This window comes from Cellulomonas sp. 73-92, from assembly GCF_001898175.1.
Classification (GTDB): Bacteria; Actinomycetota; Actinomycetes; order Actinomycetales; family Cellulomonadaceae; genus Cellulomonas.
In genome coordinates this window covers 1-22,066 of sequence record NZ_MKTH01000026.1, presented here as the reverse complement: position 1 = coordinate 22,066, position 22,066 = coordinate 1, and the positions used below count along the sequence as shown (strand labels likewise).

22 protein-coding genes are annotated in these 22,066 nt (G+C 71.5%); 16 read left to right on the top strand and 6 right to left on the bottom strand.

Annotation, left to right across the window (positions count from 1 at the left end; translation table 11 throughout):
- Window positions 1–64: 64 nt before the first annotated feature.
- The gene (locus BGO37_RS17000) at window positions 65–715 is read right to left on the bottom strand and encodes a ScbR family autoregulator-binding transcription factor (protein ID WP_291756906.1); all 651 of its coding nucleotides are present in this window, start codon (window positions 713–715) and stop codon (window positions 65–67) included.
- Window positions 716–771: 56 nt separating this feature from the next.
- Here BGO37_RS17000 and BGO37_RS16995 point away from each other — a divergent pair, with 56 nt between their 5' ends.
- From BGO37_RS16995 to BGO37_RS16945, 11 genes are all read left to right on the top strand, one after another.
- Entirely contained in the window at window positions 772–1,695 is a 924-nt protein-coding gene (locus BGO37_RS16995; protein ID WP_291756904.1) for an AfsA-related hotdog domain-containing protein, read from the top strand.
- A gap of 132 nt (window positions 1,696–1,827) precedes the next feature.
- Window positions 1,828–2,130, top strand: coding sequence for a hypothetical protein (locus tag BGO37_RS16990; protein ID WP_291756901.1), 303 nt, complete (start codon window positions 1,828–1,830; stop codon window positions 2,128–2,130).
- Window positions 2,131–2,224: 94 nt separating this feature from the next.
- Window positions 2,225–2,830 carry a hypothetical protein gene (locus BGO37_RS16985; RefSeq protein ID WP_291756899.1) on the top strand — a complete coding sequence of 202 codons (606 nt, stop codon included), beginning with the start codon at window positions 2,225–2,227 and terminating at the stop codon, window positions 2,828–2,830.
- Window positions 2,831–3,121: 291 nt separating this feature from the next.
- Entirely contained in the window at window positions 3,122–4,048 is a 927-nt protein-coding gene (locus BGO37_RS16980; RefSeq protein ID WP_291756896.1) for an ABC transporter ATP-binding protein, read from the top strand.
- Window positions 4,045–4,890: a hypothetical protein gene (locus BGO37_RS16975; protein WP_291756893.1), complete on the top strand. Its 846-nt coding sequence runs from the start codon at window positions 4,045–4,047 to the stop codon at window positions 4,888–4,890. The genes BGO37_RS16980 and BGO37_RS16975 overlap by 4 nt, the downstream gene beginning before the upstream one ends.
- A gap of 149 nt (window positions 4,891–5,039) precedes the next feature.
- Complete coding sequence (locus BGO37_RS16970; protein WP_291756891.1) at window positions 5,040–6,320, top strand: histidine kinase; 1,281 nt, start codon at window positions 5,040–5,042, stop codon at window positions 6,318–6,320.
- A 62-nt stretch (window positions 6,321–6,382) separates the two neighbouring features.
- Window positions 6,383–7,120: a response regulator transcription factor gene (locus tag BGO37_RS16965; RefSeq protein WP_291756988.1), complete on the top strand. Its 738-nt coding sequence runs from the start codon at window positions 6,383–6,385 to the stop codon at window positions 7,118–7,120.
- Between the two features lie 236 nt (window positions 7,121–7,356).
- Complete coding sequence (locus BGO37_RS16960; RefSeq protein ID WP_291756889.1) at window positions 7,357–7,674, top strand: DUF6112 family protein; 318 nt, start codon at window positions 7,357–7,359, stop codon at window positions 7,672–7,674.
- A 30-nt stretch (window positions 7,675–7,704) separates the two neighbouring features.
- Window positions 7,705–9,129, top strand: a complete 1,425-nt coding sequence (locus BGO37_RS16955; RefSeq protein WP_291756887.1) for a conjugal transfer protein TrbL — start codon at window positions 7,705–7,707, stop codon at window positions 9,127–9,129.
- Between the two features lie 192 nt (window positions 9,130–9,321).
- A complete protein-coding gene (locus tag BGO37_RS16950; RefSeq protein WP_291756885.1) occupies window positions 9,322–10,776 on the top strand; it encodes an SCO6880 family protein in 1,455 nt (484 codons plus the stop codon).
- Between the two features lie 51 nt (window positions 10,777–10,827).
- The gene (locus BGO37_RS16945) at window positions 10,828–12,318 is read left to right on the top strand and encodes an ATP-binding protein (protein ID WP_291756882.1); all 1,491 of its coding nucleotides are present in this window, start codon (window positions 10,828–10,830) and stop codon (window positions 12,316–12,318) included.
- Between the two features lie 59 nt (window positions 12,319–12,377).
- Here BGO37_RS16945 and xerC read toward each other — a convergent pair whose 3' ends face one another.
- The 3 genes from xerC to BGO37_RS16930 are packed head-to-tail and all read right to left on the bottom strand — an operon-like array spanning window position 12,378 to window position 15,587.
- Complete coding sequence (gene xerC / locus BGO37_RS16940; protein WP_291756879.1) at window positions 12,378–14,174, bottom strand: hypothetical protein; 1,797 nt, start codon at window positions 14,172–14,174, stop codon at window positions 12,378–12,380.
- The gene (locus BGO37_RS16935) at window positions 14,171–14,497 is read right to left on the bottom strand and encodes a helix-turn-helix transcriptional regulator (protein ID WP_291756876.1); all 327 of its coding nucleotides are present in this window, start codon (window positions 14,495–14,497) and stop codon (window positions 14,171–14,173) included. The genes xerC and BGO37_RS16935 overlap by 4 nt, the downstream gene beginning before the upstream one ends.
- 7 nt (window positions 14,498–14,504) lie before the next feature.
- Complete coding sequence (locus tag BGO37_RS16930) at window positions 14,505–15,587, bottom strand: tyrosine-type recombinase/integrase (RefSeq protein ID WP_291756874.1); 1,083 nt, start codon at window positions 15,585–15,587, stop codon at window positions 14,505–14,507.
- Window positions 15,588–16,013: 426 nt separating this feature from the next.
- Between BGO37_RS16930 and BGO37_RS16925 the strand changes: the two genes are divergently transcribed.
- On the top strand, window positions 16,014–16,601 hold the full coding sequence (locus tag BGO37_RS16925) for a hypothetical protein (RefSeq protein WP_291756872.1): 588 nt from the start codon (window positions 16,014–16,016) through the stop codon (window positions 16,599–16,601).
- 86 nt (window positions 16,602–16,687) lie between these two features.
- Here BGO37_RS16925 and BGO37_RS16920 read toward each other — a convergent pair whose 3' ends face one another.
- Entirely contained in the window at window positions 16,688–17,158 is a 471-nt protein-coding gene (locus tag BGO37_RS16920; RefSeq protein ID WP_291756870.1) for a HEPN domain-containing protein, read from the bottom strand.
- Window positions 17,152–17,742 (bottom strand): ArsR family transcriptional regulator, encoded by a 591-nt coding sequence (locus tag BGO37_RS16915; protein ID WP_291756868.1) that lies wholly within the window; start codon window positions 17,740–17,742, stop codon window positions 17,152–17,154. The genes BGO37_RS16920 and BGO37_RS16915 overlap by 7 nt, the downstream gene beginning before the upstream one ends.
- 158 nt (window positions 17,743–17,900) lie before the next feature.
- Between BGO37_RS16915 and BGO37_RS16910 the strand changes: the two genes are divergently transcribed.
- From BGO37_RS16910 to BGO37_RS16895, 4 genes are all read left to right on the top strand, one after another.
- Complete coding sequence (locus BGO37_RS16910) at window positions 17,901–18,917, top strand: DNA-processing protein DprA (protein WP_291756865.1); 1,017 nt, start codon at window positions 17,901–17,903, stop codon at window positions 18,915–18,917.
- Window positions 18,918–19,041: 124 nt separating this feature from the next.
- The gene (locus tag BGO37_RS16905; RefSeq protein ID WP_291756863.1) at window positions 19,042–20,805 is read left to right on the top strand and encodes a TraM recognition domain-containing protein; all 1,764 of its coding nucleotides are present in this window, start codon (window positions 19,042–19,044) and stop codon (window positions 20,803–20,805) included.
- Window positions 20,806–20,896: 91 nt separating this feature from the next.
- Complete coding sequence (locus BGO37_RS16900) at window positions 20,897–21,412, top strand: single-stranded DNA-binding protein (RefSeq protein WP_291756862.1); 516 nt, start codon at window positions 20,897–20,899, stop codon at window positions 21,410–21,412.
- 97 nt (window positions 21,413–21,509) lie between these two features.
- On the top strand, window positions 21,510–22,025 hold the full coding sequence (locus BGO37_RS16895; protein WP_291756860.1) for a hypothetical protein: 516 nt from the start codon (window positions 21,510–21,512) through the stop codon (window positions 22,023–22,025).
- Window positions 22,026–22,066 lie beyond the last annotated feature (41 nt).

Below are 22,066 nucleotides of genomic sequence, written 5' to 3'. Positions count from 1 at the left end.
AGCTCGCGCGTCGGCAGTCGGGCCTGCCCTCCGCCGGAGAGCTCCAACGCGACGGCGCCGGTGCTCACCTCGCGCCTGCGGCCTTCACGCCGATCGGAGCAAAGGGCAGGTCGTCGGCAGGGCGCCCGGTGAGCACCGGAAGATAGACCGTCCACATCTGACCGATGCGCTCCTTGAGGTCGGCTCGCCCTGTCAGGTCGTTGGAGATGTGCTGGTTTCCGAACCAGGTGCAGACCAGCTGATAGGCCAGCTGGTCGATGTCGAGCGCCGCGTGCTCGGCCAGCTCGCCGTCCTTCTGAGCCCGCTGTAGGAACGCGGTAGCGACGTTGACCCAGTCGACGTACGGGGTTGGCAACGAGGCACTGATCACCGAGTGGTCGCGAATGAGCCTGACCGCGGCTCGGATGTGGATGTCGTGCTGGTACCGGTCGGCGACGCGCATCGAGAGCCAGACGAGGGCTTCGAGCGCGCTGCTCGGTCGGCGGTTGGCTTCCCGGATGAGGTCATCCCACTCGTCGTAGTAGGACGCGATGAGCTCGGTGGCGATGCTCTCCTTGGTCTTGAAATGGAAGAAGATCGCCCCGACCGTCAGGCCCAGGGCTTCGGAGATGTCCCTGATAGACGCCCCGAGGTACCCCCGCTCCTCGAACTGGGCGGCCGCCGTGTCCAGGATGGCGGCGCGAGTCCGCTCGCGTTGCTCGGTGCGCTGGGTCATGCATCCGCCTCTCGTTTCGCTGACTGATCGATCGTTCGGTCGGTAGAGTATGGCGCATGACGACGCTCCAAGTCGCCAGCGATGCTGCTGGCGTGGCTCAGGTCAGTTTCGACCGCCTAGTCGACCGGCGCCTCGTCCACCGTAGAGCGAACGCCGAAGTGCTGTTGACGGACGTTCGCCAGCTGGGTCCGACGCTGTGGGTCGCTGGGGCACAGGTTCCGCGCGGGCACCGCAGGCTGTCGGTACCGGACGGTCGCCTGAGCGAGGTCCTCGGCGTCGAGGTGGTCCGTCAACTCGGCATTGCGATCGCGCACCTCGGCTACCAGGTTCCGCGCGACTGGGCCTTCACGCTGCAATCGGCCTGGTACACCTGGGCAACCGAGTCCTCAGCGACGATGCCGCACAGTGGGCCACTCGAACTGGTGGCGACCGTCTCGATCGATGACGTCTCATGGCGTCGCGGCGTGTTCGACGGCATGCGGCTCGACCTCACGCTCGACGGCGCAGCTGGGCAGGTTGCAGCGGCTGGCGGATCGATGAGGGTCCTCGCGCCGCGCTACTTCCAAGCGCTTCGACGCAACGCTCCCGATCCGTTGACGCTGTCCCTGTCTCGGGACCTCGAACGTGTGCTCGACAGCCGTGCCGAGGGACAGCCGGTGACACGGCTGGGCTACGACGTGGCCGACCCGTTCTTCTTCGACCATGAGGTCGACCACCTGCCGGGACTGCTGCTCGTCGAGGCGGTCAGCTTCCTGTGGCGTCGGCACCACCCGGGACAGCAGATGCGAGCTCTCGCGCTCGACTACCTGCGCTTCGCAGAGTACGAGCCAGCTGTCGGCATCGAGCGCACGGCGCAGTGCGGCCTGGACAGGTTCGCCTTCATCCAGGGCGCGCATGAGGTCGCCCACGGTTTGGCCACGAGCCGACCGCTGCAGGATGTCACACTGCTCGCCGCACTGCGCACCGGTCCGCCCTCATAGGGCCAATCCGGTGGTTGGCGCCACGTCTCCGGCCTTTCGCTAGACATACGTATGGTCAGCGAACTACGTTGGGAGACGTCTCGTCGTGAGGCAGCGGCGAGGCAGCCCATCGGTACGACGAGGGGATCGAACATGAAGGGCAAGAAGGTCATAGGAGGAGCGCTCGCGGGTCTGCTCGCCGTTCCGCTGCTGGTGGTGGGGCTCGGTGCGCCGGCCCAGGCGGCGGCCTGCTGGTCAGGCAAGGCGAGCACCACGCTGTTCACAGCGGACGCGAGCGTGGACTACGGAACCTGCACGCACGGCTCGACCCGTTCATACGCGCGCGTCGGCTCCGCTTCCTTCGACACCGGCTGGTACCAGGGTTCGACGTGGGCCCACGCGGCCGGCGTCGGGTCGAGGGAGGCGTACTACCAGGTCAGCAGCGACATCGGCTGACTGAACGCCAACCAGGGGCCAGTGGTCCGGCGCTGACGTCGAAGGTCAGCGGCGGACCACTGGCCACTCTGCTTACCAGCTCAAGGGGGATGCTGTGCATGCACGTCAGCGCAAGGGCGTCTGGGCGCTCGCCCTGGCACTGCTCATGGCGACTGCAGGATGTGCATCCGCCCAAAGCGCTCCAGTTCCCACGTCGGGGCCGAGCTTCGCCGACGAGCTGCGGCTCGCGCGGGACGCGGTGACCACCGACTTCGAGCGCGACGTCCTCGATCGCGCGATCGCGAGCGGCTCGATCTCCGACGCGGACTACGCCGAGGCGGTAGCGCGCTACCTGGACTGCACCAGCCGCAAGGGGTACACGATCGACGCGGTCAAGTTGTCCAACGGCATCTACCGCTGGCAGCCGCAGAACGTCACGAACGACCAGGCATACCTCAACGACACCTACGTCTGTGCCCAGGGCACAGTGATGGTCATCGAGAGCCTGTACCGGATGCAGGTGGTCAACCCTGACGGACTGGACCCGGCACACGCTGCGGTGAGATGCCTGACCAAGTACGACATTGTCGACGACACCTACACCGTCGACGACTTCAACCACGACGCCGACGACGGCTTCGCTCACGCCCCGTTCGACGCCACCGGCGACATGGCCGCGATGTGCCTGACGTCGCTCGGGTTCGAGATCACCGGTGGGTAGACCGGCCCCGCAACGGCACGTGCGCCACCCGGGACCGGTCGGCGGACGCGATCGACAGCGCGCGCGTCAGACTCGACGCAATCGCCGGCAGCGCAGGGCCCGAGTCAACGGGTCGGCGACGACGCCTCTCGCCTGTGTGTTGGCGGATCCGAACTGGCACCTGCGAGGGATGCCCTCGTCCTTCGGATGTGGTCTGGGACGACGACAGATCCTCCTGGCGGATGTGTCGGCGACATGGGCCGACTGTCTAGCGTCGAGTCGTTCGCCAGGTCTGCGGCAAGGGGGTTCGATGTGATCCAGGTCGAGGGGCTGTCCAAGGTGTTCGGGCGCACGGTCGCGGTGGACGACGTGACGTTCACGGTGCAGCCGGGCCGCGTGACGGGGTTCCTCGGCCCGAACGGTGCGGGCAAGTCGACGACGATGCGCATGGTGGTCGGCCTGGACCGGCCGACGGCCGGCCGGGTGCTGGTCGACGGCGCCGTGTATGCCGGGTGCCGCGCGCCGTTGCGGGTCGTCGGCGCGCTGCTGGAAGCCAAGGCGTTCCATCCCGGCCGTACCGCCCGTCAGCACCTCCTCGGGGTCGCGCGCACGCACGGCATCGGGCGGCGTCGGGTCGAGCAGGTGCTGGAGCTGACGGGCCTGGCGCCGGTGGCGGACAAGCGGGTGGGCGGCTTCTCGCTGGGGATGGGCCAGCGGCTGGGGATCGCCACCGCGCTGCTCGGTGATCCCGGCACCCTCGTGCTCGATGAGCCGGTCAACGGGCTGGACCCGGAGGGGGTGATCTGGGTGCGTCACCTCGTGCGGCACCTGGCGGGCGAGGGACGCACCGTGTTCTTGTCGTCGCATCTGATGAGCGAGATGGGGCAGACGGCCGATCACCTGCTTGTGATCGGCCGGGGTCGTATCTTGGCCGACGCGCCGATCGATGAGGTGGTCGCCGCCGCCGGCGGCCAGGTCGTGCGGGCGCGCACGAGAAGGCCGGCGGAGCTGTCGGCGGTGCTGCAACGCCGTGGGCTGCAGGTGGTCACCGGTGAGGCCGACGAGTTAGAGGTCACCGGGGCGAGCGCCGAGCAGGTGGCCGAGGCCGCCGCGGCGGCCGGCATCGTGCTGCGGGAGCTGACGACGGTCGGCGCCTCGCTGGAGCAGGCGTACCTGGCGCTGACGTCCGGGGACGTCGAGTACCAGTTCGACCCCGAACTCGACGGGTCGGTCCGATGAGCGCCGTTGTGGCGCCGCGCGCCACCGCCGACTTCGGTGCGTGGAGCCATGCACGGGTGGGGTTCGCCGGTGTGGTGGGCGCCGAGTGGGGCAAGCTCTGGGCGCTGCGCTCGACCTGGGGCATCTGCGTCGCCGCGGTCGTCGCCCAGACGGTCGTCGGTGGGCTCGCGCCGATGACCACGACCGCCATCGAGAACGACGTGCCGGTCGCGGCATTCGACGCCGCCAGGTTCCCGGTCATCGGGCTGTCCATCGTCCAACTGGTCGTCCTCGTGCTCGCGGTGCTGACGGTCACCAGCGAGTACTCCACCGGGCTGGCCCGCACCACCTATGCGGTCGTACCTGCACGACGGCCCGTGCTGTGGGCGAAGGTCGTGGTGGTCACCGCCACGACGACGCTGGTCTCGGTCGTCGGCGGCGCGGCGGCGTTGGGCGCCGGGCTCGCGGTCAGCGGTGACCTGTACGGGTTCGGTCTCGACGGCACGCAGACGCTGCGGCTGCTGGTCTCCGGCCCGTTGTACCTGGCGGCCGTCGCCGCGCTGGCGGTGGGCGTCGCGACGATGGTGCGCAGCACCGCCGGTTCGCTGGGGCTGCTGTTCGGCGAGCTGCTGGTCGTCGAGACCCTGTTGACGAGCCTGTCGATCCCCGCCTTGCAGCGCATCGGCGCCTTCCTGCCGCAGACCGCCGGCCTGCAGCTGACGCGAGCCGACGCCGAGATCGCCGCGGCGCGAGAGTATTCGACGGTGGTGCTCACGCCGTGGGCCGGCTTCGCCATCCTGGTCGGGTGGGTGGTGCTGTGCCTCGTGGCCGCCTCGATGACGCTGTCGCGGAGGGACGTCTGAGCCGGCTCCGCCCGGTAGCGGAGCCGGTCGCCGCGGCCCCGCCGGATCGACGCGTCGTCGCGGCCGAGACCGACCCCGGCCGGCCCCTGACAGCCGCCGAGGCCCGCCACCTGGGACGGGTGCGACGGATCGTCGCCGAGCACCCCGTTGTGGCCGACGTCGCCGTCTGCCTGGTCGCAGCGGCGTCGTTGTTGGCGTTCGCGGTGCCCGACCTCGTAGGGCACTGGGCAGGCGACGCACGCCAATGGGTCGGCCTGGCCGGGATGCTCGCCGCCGGCGGCGGCCTGGCGCTGCGCCGCCGCCAGCCCCTCGCCACGCTGGTCATCGTCACGGCAGGCTCGGTCGCCGGGTCGGCAGGCCAGTGGCCCGTCGTCGCCGCTGTCCCAGCCGTCGGCGCCGCGGTGTACGCGGTGGCCGCAGCCCGCCCGGCCCGAGTCGCCTGGGCGGCGCTGGCTGGCGCGCTCGTCGCGCTCCTGGCGGGCAGCCTGGCCTGGCCGACCGCCCAGCAAACCGGGCCGGGCTGGACGGTCAGCCGGTGGGGACCCATCCCGATCGGAGTCGCCGGCGGTGGGACCGCACCACCGGGCGACCCGTCGACGGGGGGAGCCGCCACCGGCACGCTCGACCTGGCCGTGCTCGGCCCGCTCAGCGTTCGTGACCTGCTCACCTGGATCGCCATGGCCATGGCCGGCGTCGTCTGCCTGGCAGCGGGTGCCTCGGTGCGCGCACGACGCGAACGCGTCGACGCCCTGGTCCAGCGCAGCGCCGCCCGCGTGCTGGCCGCCGAACAGCGCGCCCGGCTCACCTCGGCGGAGGAACGCGCCGTCGTGGCCCGCGAGATGCACGACGTGGTCGCCCACAGCCTGTCGGTGATGATCGCCCTGGCCGACGGGGCACGCGCCAGCCTGGACCGCGACCCGGCCTCAGCCCGCGACGCGCTCGACGGCCTGGCCGAGCGCGGCAGGACCGCCCTGGCGGACATGCGCCGCGTCGTCGGTGCCCTGCGCGAGGAGCATCCGCCCACCGCTCCGCAACCCACCGCGCAGGACCTCGAGGCCCTGGTGGCCGGCTTCCGAGACGCCGGGCTGCCGGTCCGGGTCCTCCGCACCGGTCCCGACCTGCCGGACGAGCTGGGGCTGACCGTCTTCCGCATCGTGCAGGAGTCGCTCACCAACGTCCTGCGGCACGCACCCGACGCCCACGAGGTCGACGTGGACATCCATGTCGACACCGATGTCTCCTGCGTCACCGTGACCGACGACGGCGGCCACGTCACCCGACCGGTCCAGCGGCCGGCGGCGACTGCCGGCCGAGGACTGGTCGGCATGCGAGAGCGGGTCGCCCTGCACCAGGGAACCCTGTCGGCGGGACCCAGCGGGCACGGCTGGCAGGTCCGGGCCACCTTCGACACGACCAGGAGCGACACGTGACGAAGCCCGACGAGGCAGCCGGGGCAGCCCGAGTCGGCGCCGACGACCCCAACGGGACCCAGGTGGTGCGGGTGCTGCTCGTCGACGACGAGGCACTGCTGCGGATGGGCTTTCGCCTGGTACTGGAGGCCGAGCCCGGACTGCGTGTCGTCGGCGAAGCCGCCGACGGCGCGGACGCCGTGGCCGCCGTTCGACGACTACGCCCGGACGTCGTCCTCATGGACGTACGGATGCCGCACGTCGACGGTATCGAAGCCACCCGGCGGATCCTCGACGCGGACCCCGACGCCAGAGTCCTCATCCTCACGACCTTCGACCTGGACGAGTACGCCTTCGCCGCGCTGCGCGCCGGCGCCTCCGGGTTCCTACTGAAGAACGCCCGCCCGGCCGAGCTCGTCGCTGCGGTGCGCGCCGTCGCCGCCGGCGACTCGGTCGTCGCCCCGCGCGTCACCCGCCGGCTCCTGGACATCTTCGCCCACCACCTGCCCGAACCCGATGGCAGTCCGGTCGTCGACCCCGTCCTCGCCTCGCTGAGCCCTCGCGAACGGCAGGTGCTCGAACGACTGGGCCAAGGCATGTCCAACGCCGAGATCGCCGCCGAGCTGTACCTGTCCGAGACGACGGTCAAGTCGCACGTCAGCCACCTGCTCGCCAAGCTCGGCATACGCGACCGGGTGCAGGCCGTCATCCTCGCCTACGAGCGAGGCATCGTGGGACCGCTGACGCAGCCACCTGATGAGAGCCTCGACGCGAGGACTCCCCGCCATGGCCGTGCCGGAACTGACGACCGCAGATCATAAGGAGTGGCGACCGATCCCGCCGGGCTCGCGACGAACGGCCTCAATCGTCAGTCGCCGCCGACGGGCAGTACAAGGCGTTGGCCGCTGGATCTGCCGGCACCAGGGCGCGGCTCCACCCACGGGCCCGTCCGTTGTGAGCCCACGTGGACGGGCGAGGCAGTAGCCGGTGCAGCATGCGCACCTGTCACGGTGAGCCCCGGGAACCAGGCGGGGCCGCGCCGTGAAGGAGCCGCCTCATGTCCCGCCTCACCATCATCACCGCGGCCTCGGTCCTGATCGCGGCAATCGACATCACGCCGAACGACTCGGGCCTGCCCGGCATCGCCGCCCTGCGCACGATCGTCGGGGCGGTGATGACGGTCGGGCTCATCTTGTCCGTGTTGGCGCTGATCATCGCGGCCGTGGTGTGGGGGTTCGGCGCCAACAGCTCCAATCCCCATCTGGCCTCGAGAGGCAAGGTCGGGGTGCTGGTCTCCTGCGGCGCGGCGATCATCACCGGCGCCTCGGTCGCGTTGATCAACTTCTTCTGGACCGTCGGCCAGACCGTCTCCTAGCCCCCGCAACAACCTGGAGAGGGGTGGGTGATGGCCGGCATCTGCGACGTCCCCGTGATCTCGACCGTCTGCGACGTGGCCGGCGAAGGCGCGGCCACGCTGGTCTCGGCGCCGTTCGACTGGCTGGCCCAGGCCTGCGCCCAGGCCGCGTCCTGGATGTTCCAGGGCGTGTGGGGCCTGTTCGACTCCACCACCCTGGTCGACCTGACCAGCCCGTCCTACGTCGGTGTCTACAACGTGATCTTCGGCATCGCCGTGTTCTTGATGCTGATCTTCTTCTGCCTGCAGCTGATCGGCGGCCTGATCCGCCGCGACCCCAGCGCCCTGACCCGCGCGGCGACCGGACTGGCCCGCAGCGTGCTCGGCTCCTTCCTCGTCCTGACCCTGACCGCGACCCTGCTGCAGGTCGTTGACCAGCTGTGCCTCGGGATCATCCAAGCCACTGGCACCACCCTGCAGGAGATGGGCGGCAAGATCGCCGTCCTGGTGACCGGGCTGACGGCGATCAACCTGGCCGCCCCGGGTGCGGGGGCGATCGTGACGATCTTTCTGGCGTTCCTGGCGATCGCCGCGGCGGCGATCGTGTGGTTCAGCCTGCTGGTGCGCAAGGCTCTCATCCTGGTCGGGGTCGTGCTGGCCCCGATCGCCCTGTCCGGATCCAGTTGGGATGCCGCCCGCGGCTGGTTCGGTCGGTGGGCCGGCTTCGTGCTCGCCTTGATCTTCTCGAAGCTGGTCGTGGTCGTCGTGTTCCTGGTGGCGATCAACCAGGTCAACGCCCCGATCGACGCCGACCTGGCCTCGATCAGTGACCCGGTGGCCGGCATCGTGTTGATGTTCATCGCCGGCTTCGCCCCGTACATGACGTACAAGCTGATCAGCTTCGCCGGGTTCGACATGTACCACTCGATGAGCGTGGAACAGGAAGCCAAGCAGTCGATGAACCGGCCCATCCCGACGCCCGGCAAGCCGGACCAGGGCACCGTCCGCCAGGTGTTGACAGACACCGGCGACTCCGGCTCGGGTGCCAGCCCCACGGTCTCGACGACCCCGTCTGGGGGGTCGGGTGTCGTCGGGTCGGCAGGTGGTGGGGCGACAACGGGTGCGGTCAGTGGTGGTGCCGCGACCGGTGGCGGCGCCGCCGGCGGTAGTGCCGCGGCGGCTGGGGCGGCAGCCGGGCCGGTGGGGGCGGTCGCGGTCGCTGGCGCTGAGGTCGTGGCCGATGTGGCCAATGCCGGCCCTCGGCTCGGCGCCGGGGTGGGGCGGGCGGGCGACGAGCAGGCGGCTGCCGCACAGGCGGCGCAGACCCCGCCACCCGCGCCAGAGCAGGCCGCTGCGACCACCCGGGACTTGCCGCCAGCACCTGCTGCTCCACCGGCCGCGGCGCCACCGACGCGCGCTCAGGACCGGCCACCCGCCACGCCGCGGCCGCCGTCCGACGAGCCCGGCGACCGGTAGCCGCCACACGCTCTGCAGCGAGCGAGACGGCATGACCCTCGCGGGTGGCGCCAGCGCGTACGCACGCGCACCTGGTTGCCCGACGCCCCGACCGGGCTCGCGCGACGGCCACCAGCGCGACCGCCGCGTCGCGCCAGCGCAGTGAACGTACCTGCCCGAGTGGATGCCGGTCTTTCTCGTGCAAGGAGCGTCATGGCCACATCGAGCCGTCCCGTCGAGCTCTCGGCGGTGAAGTTCTCCCGGCTGACCACCCGTGGCCTGCTGCTCGGCCTATCAGTGCCTCAGGTCACGGTCTTGGCGGTGGCTGCCGCGGTGTTCGTCGTCTCCCTGTACGTCGGAGGCCCGGCCGTGGCGTACACCGTGCCGGCCTGGGCTGGCGGTGTCGGGCTCGCCCTGGTCAAGGTGGCCGGCCGGCCGCTGGTGGGCTGGGTGCCGCTGGTCGGGCACTGGTGGTTGCGGCGGGCGGTGGGGCAGACCAGCTACCGGCGGCACCTAACCCGGCCCCGGCCGGCCGGCACGCTGGCGCTGCCCGGCGACGCGGCCCCGCTGCGCCAGCTCCAGGACCTCACGACCGGGGCGGTGATGGTGCACGACCCGCACGCCGGAACGTTGACCGTGCTGCTGGAGGTGACCCATCCGTCGTTCGCGTTGATGGACCCCGCCGAGCAGGAACGCCGGGTGCACGCCTGGGGGCGAGTGCTGGCCACCGTGTGCCGGTCAGGGCGGATCGGACGGCTGCAGGTTCTCGAGCGCACCCTGCCGGACTCTGGGTCCGGACTGGCGGCCTGGTGGCGAGATCACGGCCACGACGACGGCTCCTGGGCGGCCCGCACCTACACCGAGCTGATCGAGCGGGCCGGACCGGCCGGCGAACGGCACACCAGCACCCTGTCGCTGTCCCTCGACCTGCACGCCGCCAGCCGGGCGATCCGCGCCGCCGGCGGCGGCCTGAAGGGTGCCGCCCGGGTGCTGGCCCAGGAGATGACCACCCTGACCACCGCGCTACGGGCCGCCGACCTGCGCCCCTCCCCCTGGTACACCCCCGCCCAGCTGGCGCTGATGCTGCGCACCGCCTACGACCCGCAGACCGCCCCCACTCTGGACCGAGCCGAGCAGGCGGGCCGGGACCTGGCCACCGCCGGGCCGGTGGCTGTCGAGGAGTCCTGGGACCGGCTCCGCTCGGACAGCGCCTTCCATGCGGTGCTGTGGATCAGCCAGTGGCCCCGCTCCCTGGTCTATCCCGGGTTCCTGGCCCCGATCCTGCTCAGCTCGGGGATCCGCCGCAGTTTCAGCCTGCTGTGCGACCCGGTCCGGTTCGACCAGGCCGCCCGCGACATCCGCAAGCAGAAGACCGAGTACCTGTCCGACACCGCCCAACGTCAGCGGATCGGCCAGATCGAGGACGCTGCGCTCTCAGCGGAGTTCCAGGACGTGCTGCAGCAGGAGGCCGACCTGACCGCCGGGCACGCCCTGGTCCGCTACAGCGGCCTGATCGCGGTCTCCGCTCCCACCAGCAGCGAGCTGGACGGTGCGGTCGCGGCGATCGAGCAGGCCGCGATCCAGGCCGCCTGCGAGACCCGCCGCCTGGTCGGCCAGCAAGCCCAGGGGTTCGTCGCCGCCGCCCTGCCCCTGGCCCGGGGGGTGTGAGCCGCACCTGATCGACGTCCGCCCGTCCGCGACGTCGAAGGCACATCCCCGATGGACCCGCACGACCCCACCCGACTGCACACCGCGCTCCTGGTCGAGCCCGACCACACCAGCCGGCGGGTGCGCCGCCAGCACCGGCGCCAAGCACACGACCTGCGCGCCAGCCAGCGGGCAGCCCGGCGAGCCGCCTACAACGCTGAACAGGCCGCGGCCCGCGCGGAGGCGGTCGGCATCCGGTACCTGCCGCGTGCCGGGGAGCCCGGACCGGCAGGGCTGCGCTCCTGGCGGCGGCTGCGCGTGCCGGCCCACCAGGACACCACCGCCGCCCTACAGGGCGCCTACCCGTTCTTGGCCGAGGCCGGCCTGGGCTCCGACGGGGTGTTCGTTGGGCAGGACCTGTACGCCGGAGGCTCGTTCGTCTACGACCCGTGGGTGCTCTACCAGCGCGGCGTGATCACCGCCCCCAACCTCGTGCTCGCCGGCATCGTCGGAGCCGGCAAGTCAGCCCTCGCCAAGAGCCTGTACACCCGGTCCATCCCGTTCGGGAGACGGGTCTACGTGCCCGGAGACCCCAAAGGCGAGCACACCAAGATCGCCGAGCTCGTCGGCGGACGGGCCATCGTCCTCGGCCACGGCCTGCCCGCCCGGCTGAACCCGCTCGACGAGGGCTACCGACCCTCCGGCCTGTCCGACACCGAGTGGGCCACCACCTTGGCCGCCCGCCGCCGCGACCTGATCGGCGCCCTGGCCGAGACCGTCCTGACCCGGCCGCTGTCCCCGCTCGAGCACACCGCCGTCGACCTGGCACTGCGCGCCACCGTCGCCCAAGCATCGGTCCCGATCCTGCCCATGGTGGTCGACCGGATCCTGTCCCCCGACCTGGGTGACGACCCCGACGGGCGACTCGCTGAGGACGGGCGGCTGGTCGGGCATGCGTTGCGCCGCCTGGTGGCCGGCGATCTGCAAGGTCTGTTCGACGGGCCTTCTACCGTTCGGTTCGATCCGACCGCGCCGATGGTCAGCCTCGACCTGTCCCGCCTGGCAGAGAACACCGCCCTGCTGTCGGTCCTCATGAGCTGCTCGTCCGCGTGGATGGAGTCTGCCCTCGCCGATCCGAACGGCGGACAACGCTGGGTCATCTACGACGAAGCCTGGCGTCTGATGGCCTACCCGGCGCTGCTGCGCCGGATGGACGCCCAGTGGCGCCTGGCCCGGCATCTGGGCATCGCGAACCTGCTGATCTTCCACAAGCTGAGCGACCTGGACAACGTCGGCGACGCCGGAACGGCCACCCGCGCTCTGGCCTCCAGCCTGCTGGCGAACGCCGAGACCCGGATCATCTACCGGCAGGAGAGCGACCAGCTCGGCATCACCGGCGACCTGCTCGCCCTGACCGGCACCGAACAGAAGCTGCTGCCCACCCTGGGCACCGGACAGGGCCTGTGGCGCATCAAGGACAGGTCCTATCTCGTGCAGGCTCAGCTGCATCCGGCCGAGCTGGCCGCCTTCGACACCAGCCAACGTTTCAGCGAAAAAAGCTAGATGTTCCCGCGATTCTTGACGATTTTGGCGGGAACATGAAGGTCCACGACGGCTACAGCCTACGTCGGGGTCGAAGTTCCCGGAACCTGCGAGTCCTCGCCGGTGAGGGCGGGGTGTCCGAGCGTGTCGACGTAGCGGTTGGTGCTCTCGATGCCGAGGCCGAACAGGTCGCTGAGGCGGCGGGCGTCACCGCCGGTGGCGCGGACCTCGACGAGGATGCGGTCCTCGCGGAGCTTCTGCGGGCCGATGCCGGCCTGCTGCCAGGGATAGGTCCGGCCGGCGGCCATGAGCCTGGGCGCGGTGCGCTGGTTGACGATCAGGTACGGGTTCTGCGTGTTCGGCCACTTCTGCTGGCGGTAGTCGAGCCACCGGGCGAGGCGCTCCCTGACGGGCTGGGCCAGCGGGATCACTCGGCCGTCGAGGGTGAGGCGCCCGTCGACGATGTCGGTGAGCAGCAGCTCGGAGACCTCCTTGGCGGTCAGGGCGTGGAAGGCGACGAGGGCGACGGCCAGGGCGATGACCGGCTTGGGCGAGTTCAAGTGCTCGCGGATGAGGGCGGTGTCCATCGGCAGCGGCACGGTGCCGTTGAGCTGGGTGCCTTTGAGTCCGCGGGCCGGGTTGGCGAAGATCAGCTTGCGGGCCTTGAGGGTCTTGAACAGGGAGCGGAGGCCGCGCTCGGCGAGGGCTCGCTGGCTGCCGCCGGCTTCGGGCAGCGCGGCGCGCACCTGCGCGGGCGTGATCTCGGCGAGGGATTGGTGGCCGGCGTCGGCCCATGCGGTGACGGCGGGCACGACGGAGCGGAGATGCGTCTTCACCGTCAGCGGGTGCCGGGAGCGTTGCCGTGGTGCGCTGGTCGCGCCGCCGAGCAGGACGTTCATCCAGGTCTCGAGCTGCTCACGCATGACCGGCGGCAGGGCCGCGGTCCTGGTGGTGAAGTAGAGCTCGAGCGGGCGGGGACGGTCGTCGATGAGCAGGTCTGCGGCTTCGAGCACGTCGAGCGCGGACGCGATGCTGCCACCCCAGCGGGGCAGCACGAGCACATCGGAGGCCCGGATCTTCGCGGTCGGACTGTCGCGGATGGTCTGGAGCAGCCGCAGCGACCGGACGACGTCGTTGCGCTGCTTCTTCGACCAGCCGAATCGTTCGGCATGCTCGCGCACGATCGGAGCGCAGTATCGGGTCAGCTCGCTGTTCTCGATCAGGGCGCGCTGCAGCAGCCGCTCTGGGTCGGGCTCGACGTCGATGAGGGTGGGCTGGACCCACTCGTCGAGCGCGAGGCGCTTCGGCGGCGGGCCGGGGCGGCCCCAGCCTCCGGGCGTCTTCCAATTGTTCACCCGGCGCGGCGGCAGCTCGGCGCGACGGGTGTTGAATCGCTGGAACTGCATGTTGGCGAAGAACAGCTGCTGGCCGTGCTTGTTCGCGCCGGCGAGGTCGAGCGCCCGGCCAGGCTCTTGGAGCATCCGCGCCTGCTCCAAGCACAGCCGGCAGGCGCCCTGGTCGCCGACCGTGGTGTCTCGGCCGCAGTAGTCGCACACGCCTCGCGGGTAGTGGGTCCGCCACCAGCGGCACGTCCAGCACAGGAAGTTGTGCTGCGGGAACACGCCCCACGCGAGGCAGTCCTTGCAGGAGCCGATCTTCTCCGGCGCGCGGGGATGACACCGCTGGCACAGGCCCTGGCTGAAGTAGTCGGTCGTCGATCCGCAGCGGGCGCAGGGCGGCGGGGTGAACGGGCCGCCGGGCAGGCAGTGGTAGCAGAAGTCGACGCGGGGCTTGCTCCACGCGACCCGGCGCCGCTGGCACTTGTTGCACAGCGGTGGGACGCGCAGCGGCGCGTCCTTGCCCGCGGCCGGACTCACAACGGCGGCTCGGAGCGGGGCTTGCCGAAGCGCGGGGTGATCCGGGGCGGGGCGTCGTTCTCGCCGTTGATGGTCTCGGCCTTCTGCGGTCGGCGGGCGGCGACCTTGCCCGGCTCCGGGGTCATCAAGTCCGACGGGGAGCACTCCAGCAGCGCGCACAGCACGTCGAGCTCGTCGAGGCGGATCGTCGGCGGGGTCCCGGCCCACCAGCCCGACATCTTCCCGGCGCTGATCTCCAGGCCCGCGGCGGCGAGCATCCGCCGCAGCTCGGCGGACTTCCAGATGCCGCGCTCGGCGGCTCGCATCCTCAGATTCCACTGCACGGGCGGCTCACCTTTCCTCGGCGAAGCGGGCCTCGACCCGCTGGTTGGCGTTGCGCCAGGCCAGCTCGACGTGCTCGCTGCGCACGTGGATATAGCCCGACGTCGTGGAGAGCCACTGATGTCCCAGCAGCTCCTGGATCGCTTTCAGGTCCATCCCCGCGCCATAGAGCGAGGAGGCGCAGTAGTGGCGCAGCACATGCGGCGTCAGCCGTCCCGACCAGGCCGGCAGGAACCGCTCGGTCTGGATGGACAGGCCGCGTCGCAGTGCATAGTCGCCCGCGCGGCCGCAGCGGCCGAGGTCCTCGTCGAATCGCTCCGAGGGCAGCAGCGGGGCGTCGGGGTTGTTCCAGTCGTCGCCGAACTGGTGCCGCACCTCGGCCAGCCACCAGTCCATGAGCTCGTCGACGCCGTTGATCGCCGGGACCAGGCGGGCTTTGAACCCGCGGCCGCGCGAGCCCTTCCCGAACCGGACATGCAGCTTGCCGAGACTGCTGAGGTCCGGCCGCCAGTCGCGGATGTCGAGCATGACCGTCTCGGTGATCCGCAAGCCCACCCTGCGCCACAGCGATGCGGCGAAGTAGTCACGCGCGGCGGGCAGATACTTCCGCGCGTCGGGGATCGACTGCCGCCACGCGGCGAACAGTTCGTCGACCTCGGCCTCCGCTGGCGGCACCCGCACCTTGCCGAGCGAGGCACCGGACTGCCGGTTGAAGTCGTCGATCGGCTGGGCGACCACCACGCCGGTCATGCGGTGGATCTGGCCCTGATAGCGGGCGATGACGAACTCGAAGAACTGCGCCAGCGCGCCGGCCTTGCCCGCCCGGGTGCTCACGGCATGGCCCATCCGGCGCTGCTCGGCGAGGAAGCGGTCCGCGTCCTGGAACGATGCCTCCCACAGCGGCCCCGTCAGCGACCGGGCGAACTCGATGACCGTCGCGCGCGTATGGCTCACATGCCCGTCGCTGAGACCTGCGGCGGCCATTGCGATCGCGTACTCGTCGACGATCTCCTGCTCGAAGTCCTCGACATCCTGCGCAGTCCGCAGCACCTCATCGTCACCAGCGCCGCCGCGCAGCGCGACGAGCTTCATGACCGCTCGGGTTCGCGCTGGCCGACCATGCGTCAACCATACCGACAAACCGTCACCCACAGTGACGGTTCTTCATCCCGGCTCTCCGACCCAGAGAACCTACAACCGCAAGGGAAGGCGCCCCATGAAGCAGCTCCGAGCAGCCAACGAACTTCGACGCATAGAGATTGAAGGCCACGGGTTCCGCGGTTCCCGTTCGGAAATCTCGGGAACCTGAGTGCCCACCACCGGCGCGGCCTATCAGCCGAAGGCGCTGCTCGCGGAACCGGAGCGACCAGATGCGCCCGCGGCGAGGTGGAGGGCCGGTGGCATCCGGTGCTGTGCTGAGCGCGAGGACGATACTGGTTCGCGAGCCTGGGTGCGTGGGAAGGGAGAGGTGCGGTGCGATCGGTCACTCCGCTGGGGAGCAATCCGTGGCCGCACGACATGGTCCTGTCGATCGACCCCGACCGGGACCAGCTCCTGGAGCTGCTCTGGGTTCGTGAGGCGTGGGGGCTGCACCCAGCCGGCGACCAACCTCCTCTGCTCGTCGATGTGCCTGCGCGTTCGGGAGAGCCGGAGGATCGTGCCGCGTGGGAGGCGGCCTGGCCCGAGGTGTGGGAAGCCGCCGTCAGTCACACTGCGGTGCCCTTCGAGCCATCACGGTTCGAGGAGCAGATCCGCAACGCGACGCAGCCGCAGGAGCGTGCGGAGCTGCTTCGTGAGCTCGTCGGGCCGACCTGGCGTGAGCGCTTCGGCGATGCTGCGTTCGACGAGAGCTACCGAGCATGGTCACGAGCCCGACTCTTGGCCCTGAAGAGCCAGCGGCCCCGGTCGTTGGCCGAGGAACCCGAGCGCCGGTCACTGCAGGCGCTGATCCCGGCGTGGGAGGCGGGGCTCACGAAGGTCATCACCATCCCGTGCCGCGGCCAGTACACACGGATCATCAGTGACTCGGTGCTCCTGGTGACCGAGACCACCTGCAGCGATCCCGACCTATACGCCGCCTCGCTGGGGACGTTCGCGAAGAAGTAGCGTCCACAGGCGAGTCGCAGGTGCCGGCTCCTGCCCGGGTGGCGCCGACTACTACGCGGCCGTGGTGCTGACATGGGTCCGACCGGTCAGTAGGGCGGCATGTGGTCCAGCAGCAATGCAGCGCGCTCGAGGATCGCCTGGGCGGCGGGGATGGCTTGGGCGACGTCGTCGGCGACCGCGGTGGGCCGGTCGGCGTCCGGGTACTGGGTGTCGTTGCGCAGCCGGCGCATCCAGTCGAACTCGCGGAACTCCTGCTGGCGTGGTGGTTCGAGCTGGGCGAGCACGGCCTCGAGCAGCACCGCGTGCGCGCCCTCCCCGCGCGGGCGTAGCCCCTGGTTGACCAGGACCGCCGCCAGTGCGAGGCGCGCGGCGTCGTAGGCGAGCACGAACGCGCCCGCCGCGTCCAGGTCGGTGACCGCCGCCGCTGCACTCAGGTGGGCGCGTGCCTGGTCGAGGTAGCTGTCGGCGAGCTCGCGGTTGGGCTCGACGCGGGTCAGGCGGGCCTGGGTGAGCAGCTGGTCGACCTCGGCTCGGCCGCGTTCCCACCGGCTCACCATGAGTTCTCCTGCAGGTCGAGGCGGATGCGAGGCCGATCGCGCACAGTCTTGACGAACAGGTCGGTCCCCTCGCGCCAGGCCTGCGGTGAGACCAGGCGGATGTTGACCTCCCGGCCGAGCACCTGCTCGGCGTGGGCGGCGGCGTCGTGGATCTCGCTACGGGGTGGGTTGCCGACGACGAGTACGTCGATGTCGCCGGGGGGGCTGCCCCTCTCCCCCTCTCGGCGGGCCGCCCACGAGCCGTACAGGTACGCCTCCTGGATGCCAGCCAGGCCGGCCAGCACCCGGGGCACGACGACGGCTGGGCCATAGGACAGGCGCAGCAGCTCGCCGACCGGGGCGAACGCGGGGTCCGACTGGTTGGCGGACAGCCGGATCGCCCGGCCGACCTTCTCCTGGGTGAGCAGGCCGGCGTCGATCAGGCGCTGCACCTCCCGGTGGGCGGTGGCGTAGGGGGCGCTGGCGGCGCGGGCCAGCTCGGCCGTGGTGTAGCTGCGGTCGGGGTTGAGGATCAGGCGCGCCAGGATCTCCGCCTGGGTGTCCGAGCGGAACAGTGGAGACAGACGCGGCGCTGGAGTGTTCATATCCGCGATGATGATATCGCGTAAGCGGTGACTACGGACTCCGGGTGCGGCTCTGCCGCGGACGGGCCGGTCAGGGCCGCCAGTCAAGGCCACGCCGCTCCCGGGGTGCCCGTCGCACCTACCGCGCGTACTGACCGCGGAGGGACGAGGAGCCCGGCGTGCAGGGGATCGAGACACTAGCCAGCGACGAGCGTACGGCGCGGATGATCTTGGCCACGTTCTGCGAGCCGGGCGACCCCCTGACCGGCCGGCTCGTGGCGCTGGTGGGGGCCCGCGGCGCCGTTGCGATCGCGGCCGGCGCCGCGTTGCCCGACGAGCTCGATCGCGTGAGCGGCGAGCTGTGGGTACGGCACGCAGCCTCACGGCTGGACCTGGCACAGGCGCAACACGTGCTGGACGGCACCGACCGCGACGGCCTCGCGGTGCTGATCCCTGGCGACGCGCGCTGGCCGGACGGGCTTCGCGCCCTGGGACCGCGGGCACCGATCGCGCTGTGGGCCAAAGGCGAGGTCGACCTGCTGTCGGCGCCCGTGGCTCGTCGGGTCACGCTCACCGGGTCCCGGGCCGCGACCCGCTACGGCGAGCAGGTCGCCGTCGACCTGGCCGAGGCCGCCGTCCGAGACGGCTGCCAGGTGGTAGCCGGCGGCGCCTACGGGATCGACACCCAGGCGCACCGGGGGGCGCTCGCCGGCGGCGGGCCAACCGTCGCCGTGCTCGCCGGAGGGCTGGACCGGCCGTACCCGGCCGGCAACCAGGAGCTGCTCGCCCGGATCGGGCAAAGCGGCCTGCTGGTCAGCCAGGCCCCACCTGGCGTACTGCCGACTCGGACCCGGTTCACCCAGCGCGCCCGGCTGATGGCTGCCCTGTCGGACACGGTCGTCATCGTCGAGGCCGCCTACCGGTCCAGCGCGCTGACGACCGCCGAACAGGCCATCCGGCTGGGTCGACCCGTCGGTGCGGTCCCCGGGCCGGTGACCAGCGCCGCCTCGGCCGGATGCCACCGGCTGCTGCGCGAGCACCTGGCGACCCTGATCACCGACTACGACGACGTCCGCAGCCTCCTCGAGCCCCCCTGGTCCACCTCGGGGATGGAGCTCGGTCCGACCGCGCGGCGCGACCCGACCGTCAGCCAGCCGCCGCCGGGCCACGACCGCCGCCCTGGATTGGGGCGGTGAGGCCCCTCCGCTGCATGTCCCCGTCTGCCATGAGCGTCGGGCCGACCTGCTGAGACCGACCGCCTGATCGCACCTGTCCCCTGACTGCGCCCAGCTCCTTCGCGCGGCCAGGAAGGACACCGTCATGGCTGTCCGGGCACAGCCGCGTGCTAGCGACGACACACTGGTCAACCTCGCCCTCGGCGCCGTGCTCGCCGTTGTTGGCCTCGGCGGCGTGCTGTGGCTGGCGGGGACAGTCGCGGCCGCCGTCACCGGTCGACCACGGCCGACCGGGGGATTCAGCGCCGGCCTGGCCGTCCTGGCCCATCCGGCAGACCCGGCCGGCGCGCTGGGCGCCCCCGGGCTCAACCCGGTCGCCTACTGGGCGGTCGCGGTGCTCCTGCTCGCTGCCGGGGCCGCTGCCACGGTGCTCGGGTGGCGGGCGGTGCGGCGGGCACGCTCGACGAGCGACCCGCACCGGCTGTCCGGCACCGCGACCGGCAGCGAGGTCGCGCACGCCGCCTCGGCCCGCTCGATCCTCAAACGCGCCGGCACGCTGCGGCCCTCGCTGTCCGGCAAGGTCGCACCCGACCAGGTCGGCTACCTGCTGGGCAGCAGCAAGGACCGGCAGGTGTGGGCCACGGTCGAGGACTCTATCTTGGTGATCGGCCCACCTCGGTCGGGCAAGGGGCTGCACCTGGTGATCAACGCGATCCTGGACGCCCCGGGGGCGGTGATCACCACCAGCACCCGCCCCGACAACCTGACCACCACCCTGACCGCCCGTCAGGACCGTGGCCCGGTCGCGGTGTTCGACCCCCAGCAGCTGGCCCCGGGCCTGCCGGCGGGGATGCGCTGGTCGCCGGTGCGTGGCTGTCAGGACCCGTTGACCGCGATGATCCGCGCCCGAGGCCTGTCGGCCGCGACCGGGTTCGTCGGGGTGCAGGACGCCGGGTTCTGGGAAGGCAAGACCACCAGCGCCCTGCAGTCCCTGCTGCACGCCGCTGCCCTGGACTCCCGCGACGCGCGCACCCTGTACCAGTGGGCGTTGAGCCCCACCCTGGCCGCCGACGCGGTCCGGGTCCTGTCGACCCACCCGCAGGCCGCCGACGGCTGGGCCGAGTCCCTGGACGCGATGGTGCAGGCCGACCCCCGCACCCGCGACTCCATCTGGCAAGGCGTCTCCCTCGCCCTGGCCGCGCTGGCCGACCCGCGGGTGCTGGACGCGGTCTGCCCGCATCCCGGTGAGGAGTTCGACCCCGCGGAGTTCCTGCGCCAGCACGGCACCCTCTACCTGCTGGCCACCGGAGCCGGCGCCGGGGCGGCCGCGTCCCTGGTCGCGGCGTTCATCGAGGACCTCGTCGAGACCGCCCGCCGGCTGGCCGCCCGCTCGGCCGGCGCCCGGCTGGACCCGCCCTTGCTGCTCGCCTTGGACGAGATCGGCGCACTGGCGCCGCTGCCGTCGTTGCCGACCCTGATGGCCGAAGGCGGCGGCACCGGCATCACCACCATGCCCGTCCTGCAGTCGCTGGCCCAGGCACGGGAGAAGTGGGGAGAGAACAACGCCAACGCGATCTGGGACGCCTCGATCGTCAAGGTCGTCCTCGGCGGAGCCTCCAACAGCCGTGACCTGCAAGACCTGTCCACCCTGATCGGCGAACGCGACGAGTCCACCGACTCAGTCACCACCGACGCCTACGGAGCCCGCTCCACCCAACGCTCGCTACGTCGGCTGGCGATCTTGCCGCCGGACGTGCTGCGGACCCTGCCGTTCGGCACCGGGGTCGTCCTACTGCGCACCGCCCGCCCCATCATCACCGACCTACGCGCCTGGACCACCCGCCGCGACGCCCACCAGCTACGCGAGCAACGCGCCGCCGTCGAGACCGCCCTCCACCAGGGCGTCTAGCCGACCTACCCGTTCTCGTCGGGGCGCGTGGCGTACCTGACCGGCGAGCCCGCGCCGCGGGCTGCGTCCACACCCGCGAAAGGGGAACCTCATGGCGCTGCACACCCGCCAGTCGCTGTCCGGGTTCATCACCTCCGACCCGCAGCTGTCGTTCACCGCCACCGGCGACGCCCGCTTCTACGCCCGCGTCGGCCAGGAGCAGTTCCGCCGCGAGGAGGACGGCAGCTACACCCCGCTCGAGCCCACCTTCACCGACCTGGTGATGTTCCGCCGCTCCGCCGAGCGTGCCTACAACCAGTTCCGCAAGGGCGACAACTTCATCGCCGAGGGCGAGGCCCGCAGCTACACCCAGAACGTCGACGGCCGCGACGTCGAGCGTGACCAGTTCGTCGCCTCCCGCATCGGCCACGACAACAACCGCACCACCTACACCGTCGACCGCACTCGCCCCGAACGCGACACCCCCGAGCGGGACGCCCCGAGCCGCGGCGGTGGCGAACGCGCCCCGGCGACCGGCGCGCTGGCCGCCCGGCAGGCCGCCGTCACTCCCGACCAGCCAGCCACGACGAGCCAGACCACGCCGACGCGTCAGGCCGTCGCCCGATGAGCCGGGGCGCCGCCGGCCGGACCCGCAGCCTCCCGCCGGCGGCGCCCCTCCGCCTGATCCCCTCGCTCCGCCGAACCAGCACCGGGAGCTGCCCGCCATGACCCAGACCCCTGACGACCAGCTGCCGCTGCTGCCCGAGGAGACCGGCGAGCAGCTGCGCCGCATCGTGCGGGCCCAGTACGAGCAGCACATCAGCCAGGTCCTCGGCGAGGTCCCCCGACCGGTCAACTGGCGCACCCTGCCGCCCGAAGACCTCGAGCAGGAGCTGCTCGACCTGAACGCCTGGGTCGACTGGCTGCGCCACGAGTACGGGTTGCCCGCCCAGGTCATCCCGCCGCTGTGGCACCGCCACCGAGAGCTGGTCTGGGAGCTGTCCGCGCTGCGCCAGCACTGGCTGTTCTGCTACGACCCGCAAGCCAAGGGCAACCAGGCCCTGGCCTGGCACCACGACTTCGCCCTCGCCCGCGACCGGCTGCGCGACTGGGTCGCCATCTCCGGCACACGCCTGGACCGCGACCGCCCCACCCGCATCACCCCCTGGCCCGGTGGCGAGGCCGCCAACTGGACCGACCCCGACACCACTGAACCCGGATCCGCCGGGGTGCTTTCGTGAGGGGTCGGGGTCCGGCTTTCGTGCCGGTTTGGGTGTGGGGG

Bases quoted from the DNA above. Each gene is read 5' to 3' on its own strand.
- BGO37_RS17000 (WP_291756906.1), bottom strand. From the start codon at position 715: ATGACCCAGCGCACCGAGCAACGCGAGCGGACTCGCGCCGCCATCCTG.
- BGO37_RS16995 (WP_291756904.1), top strand. From the start codon at position 772: ATGACGACGCTCCAAGTCGCCAGCGATGCTGCTGGCGTGGCTCAGGTC.
- BGO37_RS16990 (WP_291756901.1), top strand. From the start codon at position 1,828: ATGAAGGGCAAGAAGGTCATAGGAGGAGCGCTCGCGGGTCTGCTCGCC.
- BGO37_RS16975 (WP_291756893.1), top strand. From the start codon at position 4,045: ATGAGCGCCGTTGTGGCGCCGCGCGCCACCGCCGACTTCGGTGCGTGG.
- BGO37_RS16960 (WP_291756889.1), top strand. From the start codon at position 7,357: ATGTCCCGCCTCACCATCATCACCGCGGCCTCGGTCCTGATCGCGGCA.
- BGO37_RS16955 (WP_291756887.1), top strand. From the start codon at position 7,705: ATGGCCGGCATCTGCGACGTCCCCGTGATCTCGACCGTCTGCGACGTG.
- BGO37_RS16950 (WP_291756885.1), top strand. From the start codon at position 9,322: ATGGCCACATCGAGCCGTCCCGTCGAGCTCTCGGCGGTGAAGTTCTCC.
- BGO37_RS16945 (WP_291756882.1), top strand. From the start codon at position 10,828: ATGGACCCGCACGACCCCACCCGACTGCACACCGCGCTCCTGGTCGAG.
- BGO37_RS16930 (WP_291756874.1), bottom strand. From the start codon at position 15,587: ATGAAGCTCGTCGCGCTGCGCGGCGGCGCTGGTGACGATGAGGTGCTG.
- BGO37_RS16925 (WP_291756872.1), top strand. From the start codon at position 16,014: ATGGTCCTGTCGATCGACCCCGACCGGGACCAGCTCCTGGAGCTGCTC.
- BGO37_RS16920 (WP_291756870.1), bottom strand. From the start codon at position 17,158: ATGGTGAGCCGGTGGGAACGCGGCCGAGCCGAGGTCGACCAGCTGCTC.
- BGO37_RS16915 (WP_291756868.1), bottom strand. From the start codon at position 17,742: ATGAACACTCCAGCGCCGCGTCTGTCTCCACTGTTCCGCTCGGACACC.
- BGO37_RS16905 (WP_291756863.1), top strand. From the start codon at position 19,042: ATGGCTGTCCGGGCACAGCCGCGTGCTAGCGACGACACACTGGTCAAC.
- BGO37_RS16900 (WP_291756862.1), top strand. From the start codon at position 20,897: ATGGCGCTGCACACCCGCCAGTCGCTGTCCGGGTTCATCACCTCCGAC.
- BGO37_RS16895 (WP_291756860.1), top strand. From the start codon at position 21,510: ATGACCCAGACCCCTGACGACCAGCTGCCGCTGCTGCCCGAGGAGACC.